This is a genomic window from Blautia sp. MSJ-36 (assembly GCF_018917985.1).
Classification (GTDB): Bacteria; Bacillota; Clostridia; order Lachnospirales; family Lachnospiraceae; genus Blautia_A.
The window spans coordinates 433,171-452,603 of sequence record NZ_JAHLPQ010000001.1 but is presented as its reverse complement, the minus strand read 5'-3'; the positions used below and the strand labels follow the sequence as shown (position 1 = coordinate 452,603).

The window sequence follows — 19,433 nt, the reverse complement described above, 5'->3', positions numbered from 1 at the left end:
TTAGGTGCGAAAAAAATTGGCAGAAAATCAACGTACAAAGATTTTCTGCCAATTTTCTTTTCTAAAAAGCAGAAAGTGCCGCTCAATCACCTATTCCGGTGATTTTGCGACACTCCCTTTTTTCGTCAATCTGTCAAAAAGATCCAAAAGAATTGAAGTCCCCGAAAAAGAATGGTATCCTAAGGAAAAAAGCAGATGGGGTGGTTAAAATGAACAGCAAATATGAGATCAACACAAAAGAAAACCGGGAATTCCTGAACGCGTCCTGTGAGGATCTTCTGAATTTTGGACACAGGTTTCCTTCTCCAAACGGAGGTTCCTACTATCTGGGGGATGACGGAACACCATGGAAGGACAGAAACCGGGAGACCTGGATCACCTGCCGTATGGCACATGTATACAGCCTGGGGCTGATGCTTGGCCACGAGGGAAGAGGAGAGCTTGTGGATGCAGCGCTTAAGGGCCTTAAAGGAGAGCTTCACGATGACAAAAACGGCGGCTGGTATGCAGGAGTGACACCGGATGGCGGCATTGTGCCGAACAAACAGTGTTATGCCCATGCATTTGTGATCCTGGCAGCATCTTCCGCTCTGACAGCAGGAAGGCCTGGGGCAAAAGAACTCCTTGAGGAGGCGCTGGATGTTTATGATCAGCATTTCTGGAATGAAGAGGAAGGCCTGGCCTGCGATACCTGGAATACAGAATTTACCGTGCTGGACGATTACCGGGGATTAAATGCAAACATGCATACTGTGGAAGCGTTTCTGGCAGCAGGTGATGTCACCGGGGACAAAAAATATCACATCCGCGCAGGCAGGATCATTGACCATGTGATCCGTTGGGCAGAGGATAACTCCTGGAGGATTCCGGAACATTTCACAAAGGAATGGGTGGCAGATCTTGACTGCAACCGCGACCGCCCGGATGATCCGTTCAAACCATATGGTGCAACACCGGGCCATGGAATTGAGTGGGCAAGGCTGATCACTCAATGGGCACTTGCAAACTGCGGGGAAGAGAAAGAAAAACTGGAAAATTATCTCCAGGCAGCAGAGAATCTTTATACAACAGCCATAAAAGACGGCTGGGATGCAGATGGTGCACCGGGGATTGTATACACAACAGACTGGCAGGGAAAACCTGTGGTACATGACCGTATGCACTGGACACTTGCAGAGGCAATCAATACTTCTGCGGTTCTTTATCATGTGACCGGCAGGGAAAAATATGCGAAAGACTATGCAGAATTCATGAAGTATCTGGATGAAGTGGTCATGGATCACGAGAATGGCTCCTGGTTCCATCAGCTGGACGAGCATAATCATCTGAAAGGAACCGTATGGCCGGGAAAATCCGACCTGTATCATGCGCTGCAGTCTACACTGATCCCATATCATAAGGCGGACACATCCATTGCGCCGGCAGTAAAGAAAAAACTGGAGATCTGAATGTCCGCTGCAAGAATATTAAAAGCAATAAAAAACCTTCCTGTGTTTACAGAAAAATCTCTTAGAACAGATACTTACAGAGATACGGGTATCCTGTTCTGAAGAAATACGAGAACACAGGAAGGTTTTTTATTGAATAGTTATTACTCCGTAACTTCTTTCAGATCCGAAATATCCGGAGAGGCCATCAGAGAATAGTTGGTGTAATAAACAACGAAACCAGGCTTTGCACCGGCAGGTTTCTTGACATGTTTTTTCTGGATGTAATCAATCTCTACCTTGGGAGCAGAATGTCCCTTGGAATACCAGGCTGCCAGGCGTCCTGCCTCTTCAAAGGTACGATCCGGAAGTTCCCCGTCTTTGGTGCGGACGATCACATGTGAACCGGCCATTTTTTTTGCATGGAACCACCAGTCATTTCCAGTTGCGAACTTGAAAGTCAGCTCATCATTCTGGAAATTGTTTTTGCCCACATAGATATCAAAACCGTCGCTGGATATGTAGTGGAGCGGCTTGGATTTCGGCTGGGCTTTCTGGCCTTTCTTGTTGGTGTAGTGACGTTTGATATAGCCGTACTCGGTGAGCTCTTCCTTGATCTGGGAAAGGTCACTTTCAGATCTGGCGATATCCAGAGCATTGGAGATGGATTCCAGATGGGAGATCTCACTTTCCGTATCTGCGATCTGTTGGGTGACTGCTTCCTCTGTACGTTTCAGTTTTCCGTATTTATCAAAATATTTCTTGGAATTCTGTGCAGGTGTCAGCGTCGGATCAAGGGGAATGGTGATTTCCTCATTGGTGTAATAATTCAGCGCTTTAAACGATTTGCATCCTTCTTCAAGCCCGTATCCGTAGGTATTGATCAGTTCGCCGTAAACTTTGAATTTATCTTTCTTGGCAGTATCGTTCAGCTGTTTTTTCTGGATGTTATATTTTTTTCGGTTACGTTCCAGAGCAGTCTGTACTACGCGACGAAGATCGGAAGATTTCTGGTGGATCCTTGTCAGCAAACTCTTGGTAGCATAATAAGTCTCCAGCATGGCAGAAACACTGTCAAAAGTTTCGCTGCGGTATTCACTGCCAAACTGCTGATAAGGAAAGACACCGTATTCCACAGGTTCTTCTCCGCGGTAGACAATATTCGGAGTGAACTCTCGGTTCTGGATCTGTTCCATCAGGCGGAGGAAGGTGTGGTAAAGATGGGTGCAGGCCGTCTCATCCAGAGACTGTGCCGCATCACTTCCGTCAATAGATGCACGGTAGCAGATCTCCTCAGCCATTACCGGGCTCATACCGGTGAGGGAAGTATAAAGCGCTTTGGAAATGTTTACCGGTTTTTTGCAGATATGTCCGGTAAATTCTTCCTCGGAAACTGTCAGCGGATTTTCTTTATCCCGGGTATTTGGAATGAAATATTCTCTTCCTGGAAGGACTTCACGGACAGAACTCATATGGGAAGAGACATGTTTGATACTGTCCAGGATCATGCCTTTTTCATCGCAGAAGATGATGTTGCTGTGTTTGCCCATCAGCTCCATGATCAGGCGCTTCTGGCAGGGGTCGCCAAGTTCATTGAGGTGCTCCAGCTCAAATTCCACCACACGCTCCATTCCCGGCTGTTTTACATCCAGGATTCGGGCGCTTCCGATATGCTTTCGAAGAAGCATACAGAAGTTGGGTGCAGTTAAAGGGCTGATACGGTTCTTATCTGTAAAATAGATCAGAGGAAGAGATGCGCTTGCACTTAAGAGAAGACGTTTCTGTCCGTTGGCGCCTTTTCCTGTGATCAGAAGTTCATCGTTTTCCGGCTGGGCGATCTTGTTGATACGTCCGCCTTTTAAATTATCATCGATCTCTGCCACAAGGGCGGAGACTGTAATTCCGTCAAATGCCATGATTTTTACCTCCATTTCAACATCAGTTATTATAACAGTAAAAAAAGAGTTTGACTAGGGTTTTGGAATGAACTATAATAAATCCGTATGCAATCATTGGCTGCATTTATCCGCAGCCGATAAACTTAAGAGGCAGTATTGGAGGATAACATGATAAAAAGTATGACCGGCTTTGGCAGAGCAGAAGCAGTTTCCAGGGAGCGTAAGGTTTCTGTTGAGCTGAAATCCGTCAATCACAGATATCTGGACCTGAACATCAAAATGCCGAAGCGACTCAGCTATTTTGAGGGAGAGATCCGAAATGTGATGAAGACCTATATCCGCCGTGGCAAGGTTGATGTGTTCATCACCTATGAAGACTATACAATGGGCGGAATGGCTCTGAAATATAACGCAGAGCTGGCAAAGGAATATCTGGGCTATTTAAACCAGATGAGTGAGGAACTGGGGATCGAGAATGATATCCGTGTTTCCACACTTTCCAGATATCCGGATGTGTTTACAATGGAGGAACAGGCTCCGGATGAGGAAGAACTCTGGAACTTTCTGGAGGGACCTCTTCATGAGGCATGTCGGAAATTTGTGGAAACCCGTGAGCGTGAGGGCGCCAATCTGAAACGGGATCTTCTGGAGAAGCTTAACGGCCTGGAGGAGAAAGTTGATATTGTGGAGAAACGTTCGCCGGAAGTTGTAAAGGCTTACAGAGAGAAGCTGGAAGCCAAGATGCATGAGCTTCTTGAGGATAACCAGATCGATGATTCCAGGATCGCCGCAGAGGTGATACTTTTTTCAGATAAGATCTGCAATGACGAGGAGACGGTACGTCTTCGGAGCCACATCCACGGAATGAGAAAGATCCTGAATGAGAACGAAGGCGTGGGACGTAAGATGGATTTCATGGCACAGGAGATGAACCGCGAGGCGAACACCATCCTGTCCAAATCCAATGATCTTACCGTATCCAACGCGGCCATCGATCTGAAAACAGAGATCGAGAAGATCCGTGAGCAGATCCAGAATATCGAGTAATCGGACAGATAAAGACTGTACACAGACAGAAAAGGAGAGCGGAAATGGCGAAACTGATCAATGTAGGCTTTGGAAATGTTGTCAATTCACGCAAGATCGTGGCTGTGGTAAGTCCGGATGCCGCTCCTGTGAAGCGCATGATACAGAGTGTCAAGGGAACCCGCACCCTGATCGATGCCACACAGGGAAGAAAAACAAAAGCAGTGATCGTTACTTCCGATGATTATCTTGTGCTTTCCGCTTTGCAGCCGGAAACCATTGCCAAGAGATTTTCGGAAGCCTACGGAGAGGAAGAGAGGGAGGAAGGAAATGAGTAAGGGAATTTTAGTTGTTGTTTCTGGCTTTTCCGGTTCCGGAAAAGGCACCGTCATGAAACGGCTGATGGAGAAATATGACAATTATGCATTATCCGTTTCTGTTACCACCAGAAATCCAAGACCAGGAGAGAAAGACGGAGAGGCATATTTCTTCCGCACAAAAGAAGAATTTGAGCAGCTGATCCGGGAAGACGGACTGATCGAATACGCACAGTATGTAGAGAATTATTACGGTACTCCACGGAAATATGTGGAGGAACAGCTGGCAGCAGGGAAAGATGTGATCCTTGAGATCGAGATCCAGGGAGCCATGAAGATCCGTGAGAAATTCCCGGATACACTGCTTGTATTTGTCTGCCCGCCATCTATGGAAGAGCTTAAGAACCGCCTGGTAGGCCGTGGAACGGAAACGCTGGATGTGATCAACGGACGTCTCAGAAGAGCCGTTGAAGAATCCAAGGGAATGGATAAATACGACTATCTCCTGATCAACGATGATCTGGAGGAATGTGTTGATACACTTCATGAGACTATCCGGTGTGAGCGTATGCGTGCATCCAGGAACCATGATTTTGTATCCAGAATTCAGAAAGAAGCGGAAGCTTTTTTATAAATACCAATTAACAAGTTAAATACGGCCCTGCCGTTACAGAAGGGAGAAAAGATATGATACATCCATCTTATTCAGAATTAATTGAGGCTATCAACACAAACAACGAGGACGACGATGAGGCTCTCGTGCTGAACAGCCGTTATTCTCTTGTACTTGCAGCAAGCAAACGTGCACGTCAGCTGATTGCAGGAGCAGAGCCCCTTGTACCAGGTGCAGCAGGCAAGAAACCGCTTTCTGTTGCCATTGACGAGCTTTATAAAGGCAAAGTAAAGATCCTTCCGGGACAGGAAGAAGAGGAAGAGATCGAAGCTCTGGAAGCAGAGAAAGAGGCTCTTGAGGCAGCAGAAGGTGAGACCGCAGAGAACACTGAGACTGCAGAGACAGCTCAGACAGAAGCGGAGTAACTGTATGAAGATATTATTCATCTCTCTTGGCTGTGATAAAAACCTGGCAGACTCTGAGGAAATGCTGGGACTTCTCACAGCCAGAGGACATGAGATCGTAGACGACGAGACACAGGCAGATGCCATTGTGATCAATACCTGCTGTTTTATCAAGGATGCCAAAGAAGAAAGTGTGGAAACCATTCTCGAGATGGCAGAATACAAGAAAACCGGAAGCTGTCATGCCCTGGTTGTCACCGGATGCATGGCACAGCGGTATCAGAAGGAGATCATCGAGGAGGTTCCGGAGGTAGATGCTGTCCTTGGAACCACATCCTACGGAGACATTGTAAAGGCACTGGAAGAAGCAGTAGCCGGAAATCATTTCGAAGAGTTCCGTGATATTGATTATCTTCCGGATACAGGAAGCAAACGTGTCCTTACCACTGGCGGACATTTCGGTTATCTGAAGATCGCAGAAGGCTGTGACAAGCACTGTACCTACTGTATCATCCCGAAACTCCGTGGCAGGTTCCGAAGCGTTCCCATGGAGCGCCTCATTGCCCAGGCAGAGGATATGGCAGAGCAGGGTGTGAAGGAACTGATCCTGGTAGCACAGGAGACCACTGTTTACGGCAAGGATCTTTACGGCAAAAAATCTCTTCACATTCTTTTAAAGAAGCTCTGTGAGATCAAGGGTATCCGCTGGATCCGTGTTCTTTACTGCTATCCAGAGGAGATCTACGATGAGCTGATCGAGACTATCCGTGATGAGAAGAAGATCTGTCATTACCTGGATATTCCGATCCAGCACGCATCGGACCGCATTCTTAAGAGAATGGGCCGCCGTACTTCCAAACAGGAACTGATCGATATCGTCGGAAAACTCCGTAAGGAAATTCCGGATATCGTACTGCGTACAACATTGATCACCGGATTTCCGGGAGAGACAGAAGAAGATCATGAAGAACTGAAAGAGTTCGTAGATGAGATGGAATTTGACCGTCTTGGTGTCTTCACTTACTCTCCGGAGGAGAATACCCCGGCGGCAGAGATGGCAGACCAGATTCCGGAAGAAGTGAAAGAAGAACGCAGAGACGAACTGATGGAGCTTCAGCAGGAGATCTCTTACGACAAAGGACAGGACCGTATCGGACAGGAACTTCTTGTTATGATCGAGGGAAAAGTTGCAGATGAAAGTGCCTATATCGGACGTACCTACGGGGATGCACCGAAAGTTGACGGATACATTTTCGTTCAGACAGGCGAACTGCTTATGACAGGTGATTTTGCAAAGGTACGTGTGACAGGTGCGCTTGAGTATGATTTGATAGGAGTGCTGAGCGATGAATACACCGAATAAACTGACAGTTGCAAGAATGATACTTGTACCATTTCTTGTAGTTTTCTTACTGACAGGCTGGGGAGGAGAAGCAAACCGCTGGATCTGTCTTGCGATTTTTGTCGCAGCAAGTGTGACAGACTGGTTTGACGGTCATCTTGCCAGAAAATATAACCTGATAACCAATTTTGGAAAATTTATGGATCCGCTGGCAGACAAGCTTCTGGTATGCTCTGCCATGATCTGCATGATCGAGGTTGACAAGCTTCCGGCATGGGTTGTGATCATTATCATCGGACGGGAATTTATCATCAGCGGTTTCCGTCTGATCGCAGCGGAGAACGGAATTGTCATTGCCGCAAACTACTGGGGAAAATTCAAAACCGTTTCCCAGATGATCATGATCATACTTCTGATGCTGGACTTTGGAGGTGTTTTTGCAGTGCTGACACAGGTGTTTATCTGGTTGTCTGTTGCACTGACCATTATCTCCCTGCTGACTTATATCATGCAGAACAGAAAGGTCCTTTCCATGCAGGAGTAGGGATCTGAGCATACGAAAGGAGTTTCTTTTCATGATCACAGAACTGATATCCGTAGGAACCGAGATTCTTCTTGGAAATATCGTAAATACCAACAGTGCCTATCTTTCTGAAAAATGTGCCCTGCTTGGGTTAAGTGTTTACTATCAGGATGTAGTAGGTGATAACGAAGGCCGTATGCGTGACGTGATCCGTACCGCACTGGACCGATCCGATGTTGTGATCCTCACCGGAGGCCTTGGACCAACAGAGGATGATATCACCAAGGAAGTAACTGCTGATCTGATGGGAATGCCGCTTAAGGAAGATTCCCACTCAAGGAAACTGATCGATAAATATCTGAAGGAATATGAAAAAAACAATCCTCAGAGACGTATCACGAAGAACAACTACAAACAGGCCATGGTTCCAAAGGGAGCCATTGTCCTGGATAACCATAACGGAACCGCACCGGGACTGATCCTTGAGAAAAAAGGAAAAACCGCCATTCTTCTTCCAGGGCCTCCAAATGAAATGAAGCCTATGTTTGAGGAGTACATTGTTCCGTATCTGCAGAAAAACCAGCCGGAGATCATTGTATCCCAGATGGTGAAGATCAGCGGGATCGGTGAGAGCCAGGTGGCAGAGGAAATTCAGGATCTGATCGAAAGTCAGACCAATCCTACTATTGCACCTTATGCCAAAACCGGTGAAGTGCATCTTCGTGTGACAGCAAGGGCAGAGAATGAAAAAGCCTGCAGAAAGCTGATCAAACCGGTTGTCAAGGAGTTAAAGAAGCGTTTTGGGGAGAATGTTTTTGCCACAGATGAGAGCAAGACACTGGAGGAAGCTGTGATCGATCTTCTGAAAGAAAAAGATCTGAAGCTTTCCCTGGCGGAATCCCTTACTGGCGGCATGATCGCCCAGCGCATTGTCAATGTATCCGGTGCATCTGAGGTGTTTGGCTACGGCTTCGTGACCTATAGTAATAAGGCCAAGCATAAATGCCTGGGAGTGAAGAAGAGCACTCTGAAGGAGCAGGGTGCAGTTTCTGCCAAATGTGCCAGAGAAATGGCAAAGGGTGCCTGCAAAGCATCCGGAGCAGATATCAGTATTTCCGTGACAGGTTTAGCAGGACCGGGAGGCGGAACAAAGGAAACTCCGGTTGGAACTGTATTTATGGGCTGCTGCTATAAGGGCAAGGCCATTGCCAAAGAGTTCCACTTTACAGGAAACCGCATGCGGATTCGCGAGCAGACTACAGCGCATGCACTGGCGATGTTACGTGACTGTATCATTATGAGCAAATAGCGAATGCCTTTATCGGCCTGGTGTTACAGATCAACATAATATTTTTTTATAAACAGGACTGATTTTTGAACAGATGAAACTTTTGATTTCAAGTATCTGTATCAACAATCAGTCCTGTTTTATTTTTGTTTCCTGACAATAAGCCCGGTATGGACGACGAAAGAATATAAATGTTTATAATGATACTATCATAAGTGCTAGTGTTTTTATCAGGGATTTCCTCTAAAATGTGATTAAAGCAATATATGACGTAAATATACGTTTTACCGGAAAGGGGGAAATCAGAATGAAAAAGAAAAAAAATCTGTTATGTTTTGTGCTGCTGATCAGCCTTGTTTTTACGATGGCATTTGGAAGTGTGACTGTCAGCGCCGCACCAAAACTGAACAGAACAAAAGTAACTCTTTTAAAAGGTGAGAAGACAACACTTAAGGTTACCGGAACCAGACAGAAAGTTGCCTGGAGATCTTCCAAAAAGAGCGTTGCAACCGTAAACAGCAAAGGCCAGGTGGTTGCAAAAAATAAAGGCTCCGCAACGATCTATGCAAAGGTAAGCAAAAAAACATACAAATGTGTTGTAAAGGTAGAGACACCGAAGCTCAGCAGGACATCGCTGACATTAACAGAAAAGAAATCCAGTGCCATTAAACTGACAGGAACAACTGTGAAGGTGAAATATTCTTCTTCTAATCCTAAGGTCGCACGTGTAGATTCCAAAGGAAAGATCACCGCAGTGAAAAAAGGAACGGCAGTGATCACAGCGAAGGCAAATACTAAGAAATTTAACTGTAAGGTTACAGTAAAAGCAGCGCAGAAACCGAAGCCGACACCTACACCGGTGCCGAAACCATCTTTAAGTGCCACCACCTTAAATATGAACAAAGGTGATGTGAGACAGCTTCAGGTAAAGAATTATAAAGAGATTCTTGTATGGACCAGTGACGATACATCTGTTGCAACTGTAGACAGTAAAGGCAAAGTAACGGCGGTGAATGTGGGAACAACAAAGATCCAGGTCCGGGATAAGAGTACTTGGCGAGGCAGCTGTACTGTCCACGTGACACAGACAGTAAAGAAACAGGTGGAGCCGGTTCTTACAAAAGGAACTAAATCTGCAAAAAAAGAGATCACCAATGATAAAGGACAGAAGGAAGTCATTGATGTAACGATAAATACCTATACCTACACCTTTACCACGATCCCGACCAATGCAGAGGAGCTGAAACAGTATGATATCACAACGGCAGACAGCCGCTATAAGACCATGGCTCTTCTGATCCTTGCATATCGTACCTGGACACCGACCAATCCGACGGACTGCGAGGAAATGATTTCTTATCTCAATAATAAAGAGATGACCCAGTATTACAAAAACTTTTTGAGGGATCGTATGAAAGCGGATAACGGATATAAATATCTTGGCAATTCTTACCTGAACGGAGCAACTCCGGCCAACAATTATACTCCGTCTAAACCGATTTCCATTACGTTAAGACAGGACACACTTCCGGGTAAAGGAAATTCCATCAGTGAAGATATCCCGTATTTTGAACCGACCCAGACCACTCCTGCGATCTACAGATCATTTACTGATTTTGCAGGCAGTGACAGTTCCAGATGGATCTGTACATATAAGCACTCCAAAACCGGAAAATGGTATATTTGGGATCAGTCCTGGCATGATCTTCTTACCAGGATCAAACAGCCGGCAGGAAACTATGAATATTGATCGAATGTGAATGTACCGCTATTCAATCCCATTCTAAAAAAGGAACCGACAGCGTAAAAACTGTCGGTTCCTTTTTGACATACATAATAGAATATCTCATCGGTGCAGCGCAAACTTTTCAATGGCATGTGCTACGCCGTCTTCGTCATTGGAAGCAGTAATATAATCGGCTGCTTCCTTCACCTGGGGCTGTGCATTGGCCATGGCTACGCCAAAACCGACTTCCTGTAGAAGATGTACATCGTTGTCACCGTCTCCGCATGCCATAATGGATTCCCGTGGGATTCCAAGCATTTTGCCAAGAGCAACAAGAGCAGTTCCTTTGTTGACACCGGCGGCGTTGATCTCAATATTGTAGCTTAAGGAGCCTACAAGCTCCAGCTCCTTAAGTTCACTTAATTCCTTCCAGGCAGCGGCACGTTCCTCCATGTCTGCAAAAAGCGCCTGGACTTTATCCATGTTTCTGTTTTCTTTTGCAATAACATCCCAGATATCCGGAACGGCGATACGGGTAGTGCGTACATAATTCCACATATTGGGATCGTGATGATATTTTCCCATATTGTCAAGTTTGGCAGCATCCGCATATCCCTGTCCGTCAAAGTAGATCTCACTTAAGGTATCATATTTCTCAAAGATACGGAGAGCCTTTTTGGCGCTTTCCATGGGAAGAAGCTGTTCAATTAAGATTTTGTTGTGATCGGTATCCAGAACCCGGGCTCCGTTAGAAGTCAGAGCATGGTGGATACCCGGAAAAGTACGAAGCTCTTCGGGAATGCCTGTAAAAGGGCGGCCGGTTGCCATAAGGACCAGGATACCGGCATCAATAGCCTCTGCAAGGACACGGCGGGTATGGTCTGTGAGCTCTTTTTTTGTATTCAGAAGAGTGCCGTCCAGATCCAGGCCGATCATTTTTATCTGCTGCATATCTATGAAATTCCTTTCCCTGTTAGGTAATGTATATAGAAAAACCGTCCCGAAAAAATACTTCCCGGGACGGTCCCTATCTGTTTATCAGATGTTCAGAAGATCGCTGTAAACTTTCAGTGCTCCGTCTGTGTCATGAGCAAGAACACGTTTTGCAAGAACTTTACCAAGCTGTACACCTTCCTGGTCAAAGCTGTTCAGGTTCCAGACAAAGCCCTGGAACATGATCTTATTCTCAAAGTGTGCAAGAAGAGCACCCAGAGACTTCGGTGTAAGTTCCTCACCAACAATGATGCTGGAAGGACGTCCGCCCTTGAAGTTTTTGTTCAGGTTCTCATCTTTCTTACCACATGCAAAAGCAACGATCTGTGCTGCAACGTTTGCACAGAGTTTCTGCTGGCTTGTGCTGTTCTCGATATCAACATCAACGCCAAGCTGGCTCTTCTTGAAGCCGATGAACTGAAGCGGAACAATGTTGGTTCCCTGGTGCAGCAGCTGGTAGAAAGAGTGCTGTCCGTTGGTTCCTGGCTCACCGAAAATCACCGGTCCGGTCACATAATCCACCGGCTCACCAAAGCGGTTTACAGATTTACCGTTAGACTCCATATCACACTGCTGAAGATGTGCAGGGAAGCGGCTCAGAGCCTGAGAATATGGTAAAACTGCTGTAGAAGGATATCCCTGTACGTTTCTCTCATAAACACCGATCAGGGCATCCAGCATATCCGGGTTCTCAAGAAGGTTCTTGTTTGTTGCAAGTTTGTCTTCCTCGGCAGCTCCCTCAAGGATGTCTGCGAATACTTCCGGTCCGAATGCGAGGGAAAGGATCGCACCGCCTACACCGGAAACAGAAGAATAACGTCCACCGATATAGTCGTCCATGAAAATAGCGGTAAGGTACTCATCGCTCTTTGCAAGAGGAGAAGTCTCACTGGTTACTGCAAGCATATGTCTGGACGGGTTCAGTCCTGCTTTTTTGAGAGCGTCTTTTACGAATGCCTCGTTTGTCAGAGTCTCAAGGGTTGTACCGGATTTGGATACAACAATGAAAAGAGAATGAGCAAGATCTACAGATGCAAGAACAGCGGCTGCATCATCCGGGTCAACGTTGCTGATGAATTTGGCTTCCATCTTGAAAGTGTTGTTTGCTTTTGCCCAGTTTTCAAGTGCGATATATAATGCACGAGGTCCAAGATCACTTCCGCCGATACCGATCTGTACAACAGTGGTGAATTTCTCACCGGCCTCGTTTGTGATCTCACCGGCATGTACTTTGTTTGCGAAGTCTGCGGCTTTTTTCTGCTGTGCCACATAGAACTCACGCTTGTCTACGCCGTCAACAACAACAGGATCGCCAAGCTGTGTACGTGCAAGATGGTGAAGGACCATACGTTTTTCACCTGTGTTGATCACTGCGCCGTTGTATAATTCCTGGAATTTCTCGATCAGTTCTGCTTCGTCAGCCAGTTTGGAAAGTGCATCAAGAACGGTCTCGTCCACTTCCTTAGCTGCGTAATTGTAAGCCAGGCCTGCTGCCATCGGTACGCTGTACTTCTTTACACGTTCTGCACCCTGCTCGCCGGACATTGCCTCTGCAATGTTCACGTGATCTTTCAGACTGTTAAGTGTGCTGTAAGAAGCAAGAGTGTCCAGATTTTTCCATGTTGCCATAATCATATTCCTCCTTTAATGACTGTGATCAGAGATATCACCATAAATCCTTCGGATATCTTTTTCACAATTGTCTACAGCCAATTATACTGAAAAAAGCTTCGGATTTCAACGGAAGGAATGATTTAATTAATGAAAATCTTGTTAAATAAGGTAAAAAATATCAGAGATAACAGGATCGTGCCGGAAATATGAAGAAGTTTCCGTCAGCAGCAGGACAGGAATAGGGAAATATGATATGATAGAAAACAGATCACCCGGAGAAAAAAGCCGGGAATATAATAAGTGATGAAGGGAATTGTTTTATGGAGGAAATGAAGAAAAAAGGAAATGTGATCGCACTGCTGCCTATCGGTGTTTTTCTGGTCCTGTATCTGGGACTGGGAATATTGTTCGAGTATGTGATGGAGATCCCCATGGGATTTTATAATGTACCCATCGTTGTGGCTTTTCTGGCTGCAATCCTGGTGGCATGTGTTCAGAACAGAATGATCAGCTTTGACAGAAAGCTGGAGCTTATGGCAAAAGGAGTAGGAGATAAAAATATCATCACCATGCTTCTGATCTTTCTGACAGCAGGCTCTTTTGTGGGCGTTGTGGGGCGCAGCAGTGCAGAAAGTGTGGCCTACTGCATGCTTTCTCTGATACCTGCACGTTTTTCCGTTGCGGTACTGTTTGTAGTTGCCTGCTTTGTATCTGTGGCGATGGGAACCTCCGTTGGGACTATCACGCTTCTTACCCCTATTGCGGTAGCGGTTTCCAAAGCCTCCGGTTTTGATATGGCATTTTGTGTGGCGTCGGTGATGGGAGGAGCCATGTTCGGTGACAACCTTTCTTTTATTTCTGATACCACGATCGCGGCCTGCAACGGTCAGGGCTGTCAGATGAAGGATAAATTCCGGGAAAATTTCTGGATCGCATTTCCGGCAGCTGTTGTTACACTGATCCTGATCCTTATCCTGTCTTTTCAGACAGAGATCCAGGGAAGAGTGGTACAGGATTATCACCTCATGCAGATCTTTCCATATGTTCTGGTACTGATCGGCGGTATCATCGGCATTAATGTATTTGTGGTACTTCTGATCGGAATTATCTCCGGAGCATTTATCATGCTTCTTGGAGGGCACATCACGCCGGTGGAACTTCTGACCAATATCGGTTCCGGTGTTTCTGGAATGTTTGAAACTTGTATGGTAGCCATTCTTGTAGCTGCCATGTGTGCGCTGATCCGGGAGTATGGCGGTTTTGAAGCACTTCTTTCCGGAATACAGAGAGTTTTTAAAGGAAAAAAAGGCGGACTTCTTGGCATGGGACTTCTTGTTGGGGCTATGGATATCGCAACAGCCAATAATACAGTAGCCATTGTTATGGCAAACCCAATCGCAAAGGAGATGGCACTGGAATATAAGATCACATCCCGAAAAACAGCGTCCATTCTGGATACATTTTCCTGCATCTTCCAGGGGGTGATCCCCTACGGAGCCCAGATGCTGGTGGCCATTTCTGCGGCAAATGAGCTGGGATGCGAGCTTTCCGCTTTTCAAATCATGCCGAAGCTGTTTTATCCCATGCTTCTCCTTGTAAGTTCTCTGATCGCAATCTTTGGTGTGAAAGGCGGAGATAAGAAATGAATCAGGAAGAAATAATCCACGATGTGCAGAAAAGACTTTTTGAAATGCAGGATGCAGAGTATCGGGATTTTCATGCAAAACTGGTGCCTACAATGGAGAAAACGAAGTTTATCGGGATCCGGACACCGATGTTGCGGAAATTTGCCAAAAAGTTTGGAAAAACAGAAGAATCCGAAATATTTCTCCAGGTTCTTCCCCATCAGTATTACGAGGAAAATAATCTCCATGGACTGCTGATCGAACAGATCAGAGACTATAATAAATGTCTGGAAGAACTGGAGCGTTTTCTCCCGTTTATTGATAACTGGGCGACCTGTGATCTGCTGGCACTCCATATGATGAAAAAACACCGGGATGTATTTATCCGGGAGGTTTATCGTTGGATAGAATCGGATCAGCCGTATACCATCCGGTTTGGGATCGGTATGCTGATGCGCCATTATCTGGATGAGGAATTTAAGACAGAATATCCTGAAAAAGTAGCAGCGATCCGGTCGGAAGAATATTATGTAAATATGATGCGTGCCTGGTATTTTGCCACAGCTCTGGCAAAACAGTATGAGAAAGTTCTTCCTTTCCTGGAAAAGCGTCAGATGGATGTCTGGACTCATAACAAGACGATACAGAAGGCCATTGAAAGTTACCGGATTACATCGGAGCAGAAGGAATATTTAAGGACACTGCGGATAAAGAAATAAACGGTAAAGTAAGGGGCAAAATATGAAAGCAATATCGATATATGCACTTACAAGAAATCAGAATATGGAATGTATCCAGAAACTGGAGCGTCAGCTTTCTGGCAGAGATTTTTTCCTCCGGATTAAAGAGTGGGAACTGGAAAGTATGAAAGCGCTGGTGAAACAGCTGGAACTACATATGGAAGAAGTATATAAACTCCGTTTTTTTTATTCGTTTCAGATTCCGAAGCTTGGAAAGGAGTTTGACCTTCTTCAGATCAAAGATGACCAGATTGTGAATATTGAACTGAAAAGCGGCAGCGTATCGGACGAGGCCATCCGGAGACAGCTGATCCAGAACCGGTATTATCTGTCCGTTTTCGGGAAACCGATCCTGTCGTATACTTATATCAGCAGTGAAGACCGTCTGGTGAGACTGACCAATCACGATCATATTGTGGAGGGAGACTGGAAACAGCTTTGTAATGCATTGGAGAAAGAAACCCCGGACTATGAGGGAGATATTGAAAAGCTGTTTCAGGCAGAACTGTATCTGATCTCTCCACTGACAGAACCGGAACGTTTTCTCAAAAAAGAGTATTTCCTTACCTCTCAGCAGAGAGATATTGAACGACAGATCCTGAAGCGGATTCGTGGAGAAAGAGAAGGATATTTCTGGTTCAGCGGACTTCCCGGAACAGGAAAAACATTGCTGCTTTATGATATTGCGATGAAGCTTTCCGTACGACAGAGGGTTTGTATCATTCACTGCGGAGAGGCTGGAAAAGAATGGAAGCTCCTTCATGAACGTCTGCGGCGGACAGACTTTCTGGCGGATAATCAGTTGAGAAAGACGACAGATCTTGGCTGTTACAGCAGTATTCTGGTGGATGAAGCACATCTTCTGTCCCTGGAAAAATTATCTGTTCTGCTTGCATGGAGTGAGCACAGGCCAGTGATCTTTTCCAGTGACTCCGAAGATGTGATTTCACCGGAAGAGCTGGACCGGAGCATTGTGGAAAGACTGGAGAATCTGCCGGGGCTCCAGAAATTTCATCTGACAAACCGGATCCGTACCAATGCGGAGCTTTCCACTTTTATCCAGAACATGATGCACCTGCCGGAAAAAAGAAGCCCCAGATGGTATCCGCATATTGCAGTGGTGTATGCCAATAATGACCGCGAGGTGGAAAATTTTCTGAATGATTTTGCGGGACAGGGATATCAGCAGCGGATGGCAGAGAGTTCTGGACAGGTTGGTATCCAGGCGGTGAGAGATGTGGAGAAGATCGTTGTATTGCTGGATGAACAATATTATTACGACGAAAAAGGATATTTAAGATCCAGGTGCTCTGTGGAAAAATATTCCAGTGTACGAAAACTTTTTCATCTTCTGAATCAGGCGAAAGAGAGCCTGGCTCTGGTGGTGAGAGAGAATATGACAGTATATGAAGTGCTGCTTCTGATTTTGCAGATGCGCAGAAACAGATAGAAATAAAAAATTTAGGACAATGGAGAGGAAGACAGAAAGATGGAAGTTTTAGAAATTGTTTTGCCTGTACTGGCTATGATTATTCTTGGAATCCTGTGCAGAAAATGGAAACTTTTAGACCAGAATGGTGTTAATAACATGAAAACACTGGTAACAAATATTATGCTTCCTGTGGCAATTTTTCATGCACTGGCAACGGCAGAGTACAGTGGGAAAATCGGAATTCTGGTTCTGATTATGTTTGTAATGCTTCTGATTTCATTTGGGGCAGGATTCTGGATGAAAAGATTTATGGAGAAACCATATAAGAAATATCTTCCGTTTCTGGTCTGTATTTATGAAGGTGGAATGATGGCTTACCCGTTGTATACAAGTCTTTGTGGCAGCGAAAATCTTTCACAGATTGCAGTACTGGATATTGCGGGACTTCTTTTTGGATTCAGTGTGTATATGGGAATGCTGGGACAGACGGAAAACGGGGAAAAGATCAATGCAAAAAGCCTGTTTTACAGTGCATTGCGAACCCCTGCTTTTATAGGAACGGTTCTTGGAATTATTGCGGGACTGACAGGAATGATCACCCGGCTTCTGGACAGTCCTTTTGGCAATTGTTATCTCAGTGTGGAGAATATTCTGACAACGGCCATTACGCCGATTATTCTTATTGTAGTTGGGTACAGTATGGAACTTGCGCCGGAACTTATCAGCCCTTGTCTCAAAACCATATTGCTGAGAGTCCTTTTGCAGGCAGTGATGATTGCGGGAGTTCTCGTGGCAGTAAAATATCTGGTAGGAGGTTCCAGACTTCTGAACCTGGCGGTTATTACATATATGTCCTCGCCGGCTACATTCAGTATGCAGACTTTTCTGAGAAAGAAAGAGAGCAGTGCCTATGCGTCCACAACAAATTCTCTGTATTGTGTGGTCTCAATCCTGGTTTATATCGCACTGGCAGTGGCAGGATGATGGAACTGAAAGAAGGGATTAAATGACGACAACGACATTATGTTATATAGAAAACGATGATAAATTCCTGATGCTTCACAGAGTAAAAAAACAGGATGATATGAATGAGGGCAAATGGATCGGCGTTGGCGGGCATGTGGAAAGTCAGGAAACTCCGGAAGAATGCCTTGTTCGTGAGGTGAAAGAGGAAACAGGGCTGACACTTACCTCCTATAAATTTCGTGGTCTGGTAACATTTATAAACAGTGAATGCGAATCAGAACTTATGTGTGTGTTCACGGCCGATGAATATACAGGGGAATTGATCGAATGTGATGAGGGTGAACTTTGCTGGATTGACAAAACCATGGTGAGAGAGCTTCCGGTATGGGAGGGAGATCAGGTATTTCTTAATCTGCTTCTTTCAGGGGAAGAGCGTTTTTTTTCTGTAAAATTGCAGTATGAGGGCGACAGACTTGTAGAAAAGAAGATGCATCTGTATTAGCTAATATATTGTTTCTGGGTTACTGGGGATCTGGTATACCTGTCTTTTATCAAAATGAAATGGAGGGGAAATCATGTTTAATAAAATGATTGCACAGCAAACCGCAAAAAAAGCAAAACTTCTCGATGATTTTCTGGAAAAACATGAAGCGGAATATCCGTTTCCGGAAGATGTGGAACTCATTCAGGACATTGATTATATGGGAGATGGAAAGCCTTGCCATTTCATGGATATTTACCGTCCCCGAAATTATGAAAAAAAACTTCCGGTCATGTTTAATCTGCACGGAGGAGGTTTTCTTCTTGGCAAAAAAGAAGAGGGCCATTTGTTCTGTGCAGAAATGAGTCAGAGAGGTTTTTTGGTGTTCTCATTTGAATATCCGCTTGCACCGGAAGCGTTGTTTCCGCAGATTCTTAAGGATCTGATGACAGGAATGGGAAATGCAAAGAGATATTTTGAAACCTATGATGGTGACGGAGAACATATTTATATGACAGGAACCAGTGCGGGGGCGAGCCTGTGCGTATATCTGGCCGCTATGTTAAAAAGTCCTGACTTGGCAGAGGCTTTTCAGGTTGTTCCCAGTGATCTGAAAATTCGAGCACTGGGTCTGGTAAGCGGAATGTATTATACAACAAAACCGGACAGCATAGGAATTTTTCTTCCCTCCTGTATTTACGGAAAACACTGGAAAAAAAGTTCATTTTATCCATATATAAATCCGGAAAACAAAGAAATTATCCGAAACCTGCCACCGTCATTTCTGGTCACAGCGTATGGAGATACTCTTCGAAATTACAGCAGACAGTATGCAAAAGCGATAAAAAAAGCCGGTGTGATCTGTCATCTTGAGGATTATGAGGTGGACAAAAAACTTCCGCATGCTTTTAGTACAACTTTTCCTGAAATGGAGGAAAGTAAACGTGCAAATACGCAGATGGTGGAATTTCTTTTTAAATACTGATGAAATGCCAGGAAACCTTACTGGAGTCCGGAT

General features: G+C 45.2%; 17 protein-coding genes and 1 pseudogene. 15 read left to right on the top strand and 3 right to left on the bottom strand.

All coding sequences use genetic code 11. From position 1 onward, the window contains the following. The first annotated feature begins 209 nt into the window (after positions 1-209). Positions 210-1,448: an AGE family epimerase/isomerase gene (locus KQI39_RS02095; protein WP_216416074.1), complete on the top strand. Its 1,239-nt coding sequence runs from the start codon at positions 210-212 to the stop codon at positions 1,446-1,448. 143 nt (positions 1,449-1,591) lie between these two features. On the opposite strand, the gene KQI39_RS02090 is transcribed toward KQI39_RS02095, so the two are convergent. Beyond that, positions 1,592-3,343, bottom strand: coding sequence for an Rqc2 family fibronectin-binding protein (locus tag KQI39_RS02090; protein ID WP_216416072.1), 1,752 nt, complete (start codon positions 3,341-3,343; stop codon positions 1,592-1,594). A gap of 150 nt (positions 3,344-3,493) precedes the next feature. Between KQI39_RS02090 and KQI39_RS02085 the strand changes: the two genes are divergently transcribed. The 8 genes and pseudogenes from KQI39_RS02085 (at position 3,494) to KQI39_RS02050 (ending at position 10,588) form a co-directional block, all read left to right on the top strand. Beyond that, positions 3,494-4,372, top strand: a complete 879-nt coding sequence (locus KQI39_RS02085) for a YicC/YloC family endoribonuclease (RefSeq protein ID WP_216416071.1) — start codon at positions 3,494-3,496, stop codon at positions 4,370-4,372. Positions 4,373-4,416: 44 nt separating this feature from the next. Next, positions 4,417-4,689 (top strand): extracellular matrix/biofilm biosynthesis regulator RemA family protein, encoded by a 273-nt coding sequence (locus tag KQI39_RS02080; protein ID WP_148446984.1) that lies wholly within the window; start codon positions 4,417-4,419, stop codon positions 4,687-4,689. Next, positions 4,682-5,302, top strand: a complete 621-nt coding sequence (gmk, locus tag KQI39_RS02075; RefSeq protein ID WP_148446983.1) for a guanylate kinase — start codon at positions 4,682-4,684, stop codon at positions 5,300-5,302. Before KQI39_RS02080 ends, gmk begins: the two co-directional genes overlap by 8 nt. A gap of 53 nt (positions 5,303-5,355) precedes the next feature. After that, a pseudogene (gene rpoZ, locus KQI39_RS02070) lies at positions 5,356-5,610 on the top strand (DNA-directed RNA polymerase subunit omega); the annotation flags it as partial. Between the two features lie 100 nt (positions 5,611-5,710). After that, positions 5,711-7,048: a 30S ribosomal protein S12 methylthiotransferase RimO gene (gene rimO, locus KQI39_RS02065; protein WP_216416069.1), complete on the top strand. Its 1,338-nt coding sequence runs from the start codon at positions 5,711-5,713 to the stop codon at positions 7,046-7,048. Next, positions 7,032-7,571, top strand: a complete 540-nt coding sequence (gene pgsA / locus KQI39_RS02060; RefSeq protein ID WP_216416067.1) for a CDP-diacylglycerol--glycerol-3-phosphate 3-phosphatidyltransferase — start codon at positions 7,032-7,034, stop codon at positions 7,569-7,571. The genes rimO and pgsA overlap by 17 nt, the downstream gene beginning before the upstream one ends. 31 nt (positions 7,572-7,602) lie before the next feature. Further along, positions 7,603-8,859, top strand: a complete 1,257-nt coding sequence (locus KQI39_RS02055; protein WP_216416065.1) for a competence/damage-inducible protein A — start codon at positions 7,603-7,605, stop codon at positions 8,857-8,859. A gap of 286 nt (positions 8,860-9,145) precedes the next feature. Beyond that, positions 9,146-10,588, top strand: coding sequence for a DUF6935 domain-containing protein (locus KQI39_RS02050; RefSeq protein WP_216416063.1), 1,443 nt, complete (start codon positions 9,146-9,148; stop codon positions 10,586-10,588). A gap of 96 nt (positions 10,589-10,684) precedes the next feature. On the opposite strand, the gene KQI39_RS02045 is transcribed toward KQI39_RS02050, so the two are convergent. Continuing rightward, positions 10,685-11,515 carry a Cof-type HAD-IIB family hydrolase gene (locus tag KQI39_RS02045; protein ID WP_216416061.1) on the bottom strand — a complete coding sequence of 277 codons (831 nt, stop codon included), beginning with the start codon at positions 11,513-11,515 and terminating at the stop codon, positions 10,685-10,687. An 87-nt stretch (positions 11,516-11,602) separates the two neighbouring features. After that, positions 11,603-13,186: a glucose-6-phosphate isomerase gene (locus KQI39_RS02040; protein WP_216416059.1), complete on the bottom strand. Its 1,584-nt coding sequence runs from the start codon at positions 13,184-13,186 to the stop codon at positions 11,603-11,605. Between the two features lie 314 nt (positions 13,187-13,500). On the opposite strand from KQI39_RS02040, the gene KQI39_RS02035 reads away from it, so the two are divergent. The 6 genes from KQI39_RS02035 to KQI39_RS02010 all read left to right on the top strand — a co-directional run bounded on the left by KQI39_RS02035 (position 13,501) and on the right by KQI39_RS02010 (position 19,400). After that, the gene (locus KQI39_RS02035) at positions 13,501-14,817 is read left to right on the top strand and encodes a Na+/H+ antiporter NhaC family protein (protein WP_253293019.1); all 1,317 of its coding nucleotides are present in this window, start codon (positions 13,501-13,503) and stop codon (positions 14,815-14,817) included. After that, positions 14,814-15,515, top strand: coding sequence for a DNA alkylation repair protein (locus KQI39_RS02030; protein ID WP_216416055.1), 702 nt, complete (start codon positions 14,814-14,816; stop codon positions 15,513-15,515). Before KQI39_RS02035 ends, KQI39_RS02030 begins: the two co-directional genes overlap by 4 nt. Before the next feature lie 22 nt (positions 15,516-15,537). Further along, a complete protein-coding gene (locus tag KQI39_RS02025; protein WP_216416053.1) occupies positions 15,538-16,986 on the top strand; it encodes a DNA/RNA helicase domain-containing protein in 1,449 nt (482 codons plus the stop codon). 39 nt (positions 16,987-17,025) lie between these two features. Further along, positions 17,026-17,952, top strand: coding sequence for an AEC family transporter (locus tag KQI39_RS02020; RefSeq protein WP_216416051.1), 927 nt, complete (start codon positions 17,026-17,028; stop codon positions 17,950-17,952). Between the two features lie 22 nt (positions 17,953-17,974). Further along, positions 17,975-18,436 (top strand): NUDIX hydrolase, encoded by a 462-nt coding sequence (locus KQI39_RS02015; RefSeq protein ID WP_216416049.1) that lies wholly within the window; start codon positions 17,975-17,977, stop codon positions 18,434-18,436. Positions 18,437-18,509: 73 nt separating this feature from the next. Next, positions 18,510-19,400: an alpha/beta hydrolase gene (locus KQI39_RS02010; protein ID WP_216416047.1), complete on the top strand. Its 891-nt coding sequence runs from the start codon at positions 18,510-18,512 to the stop codon at positions 19,398-19,400. Positions 19,401-19,433 lie beyond the last annotated feature (33 nt).

Coding starts and splice junctions, on each gene's coding strand:
- KQI39_RS02030 (WP_216416055.1), top strand. CDS start 14,814: ATGAATCAGGAAGAAATAATCCACGATGTGCAGAAAAGACTTTTTGAA.
- KQI39_RS02050 (WP_216416063.1), top strand. CDS start 9,146: ATGAAAAAGAAAAAAAATCTGTTATGTTTTGTGCTGCTGATCAGCCTT.
- KQI39_RS02015 (WP_216416049.1), top strand. CDS start 17,975: ATGACGACAACGACATTATGTTATATAGAAAACGATGATAAATTCCTG.
- KQI39_RS02090 (WP_216416072.1), bottom strand. CDS start 3,343: ATGGCATTTGACGGAATTACAGTCTCCGCCCTTGTGGCAGAGATCGAT.
- KQI39_RS02055 (WP_216416065.1), top strand. CDS start 7,603: ATGATCACAGAACTGATATCCGTAGGAACCGAGATTCTTCTTGGAAAT.
- KQI39_RS02080 (WP_148446984.1), top strand. CDS start 4,417: ATGGCGAAACTGATCAATGTAGGCTTTGGAAATGTTGTCAATTCACGC.
- rimO (WP_216416069.1), top strand. CDS start 5,711: ATGAAGATATTATTCATCTCTCTTGGCTGTGATAAAAACCTGGCAGAC.
- KQI39_RS02085 (WP_216416071.1), top strand. CDS start 3,494: ATGATAAAAAGTATGACCGGCTTTGGCAGAGCAGAAGCAGTTTCCAGG.
- KQI39_RS02020 (WP_216416051.1), top strand. CDS start 17,026: ATGGAAGTTTTAGAAATTGTTTTGCCTGTACTGGCTATGATTATTCTT.
- pgsA (WP_216416067.1), top strand. CDS start 7,032: ATGAATACACCGAATAAACTGACAGTTGCAAGAATGATACTTGTACCA.
- KQI39_RS02040 (WP_216416059.1), bottom strand. CDS start 13,186: ATGGCAACATGGAAAAATCTGGACACTCTTGCTTCTTACAGCACACTT.
- gmk (WP_148446983.1), top strand. CDS start 4,682: ATGAGTAAGGGAATTTTAGTTGTTGTTTCTGGCTTTTCCGGTTCCGGA.
- KQI39_RS02095 (WP_216416074.1), top strand. CDS start 210: ATGAACAGCAAATATGAGATCAACACAAAAGAAAACCGGGAATTCCTG.
- KQI39_RS02025 (WP_216416053.1), top strand. CDS start 15,538: ATGAAAGCAATATCGATATATGCACTTACAAGAAATCAGAATATGGAA.
- KQI39_RS02045 (WP_216416061.1), bottom strand. CDS start 11,515: ATGCAGCAGATAAAAATGATCGGCCTGGATCTGGACGGCACTCTTCTG.
- KQI39_RS02035 (WP_253293019.1), top strand. CDS start 13,501: ATGAAGAAAAAAGGAAATGTGATCGCACTGCTGCCTATCGGTGTTTTT.
- KQI39_RS02010 (WP_216416047.1), top strand. CDS start 18,510: ATGTTTAATAAAATGATTGCACAGCAAACCGCAAAAAAAGCAAAACTT.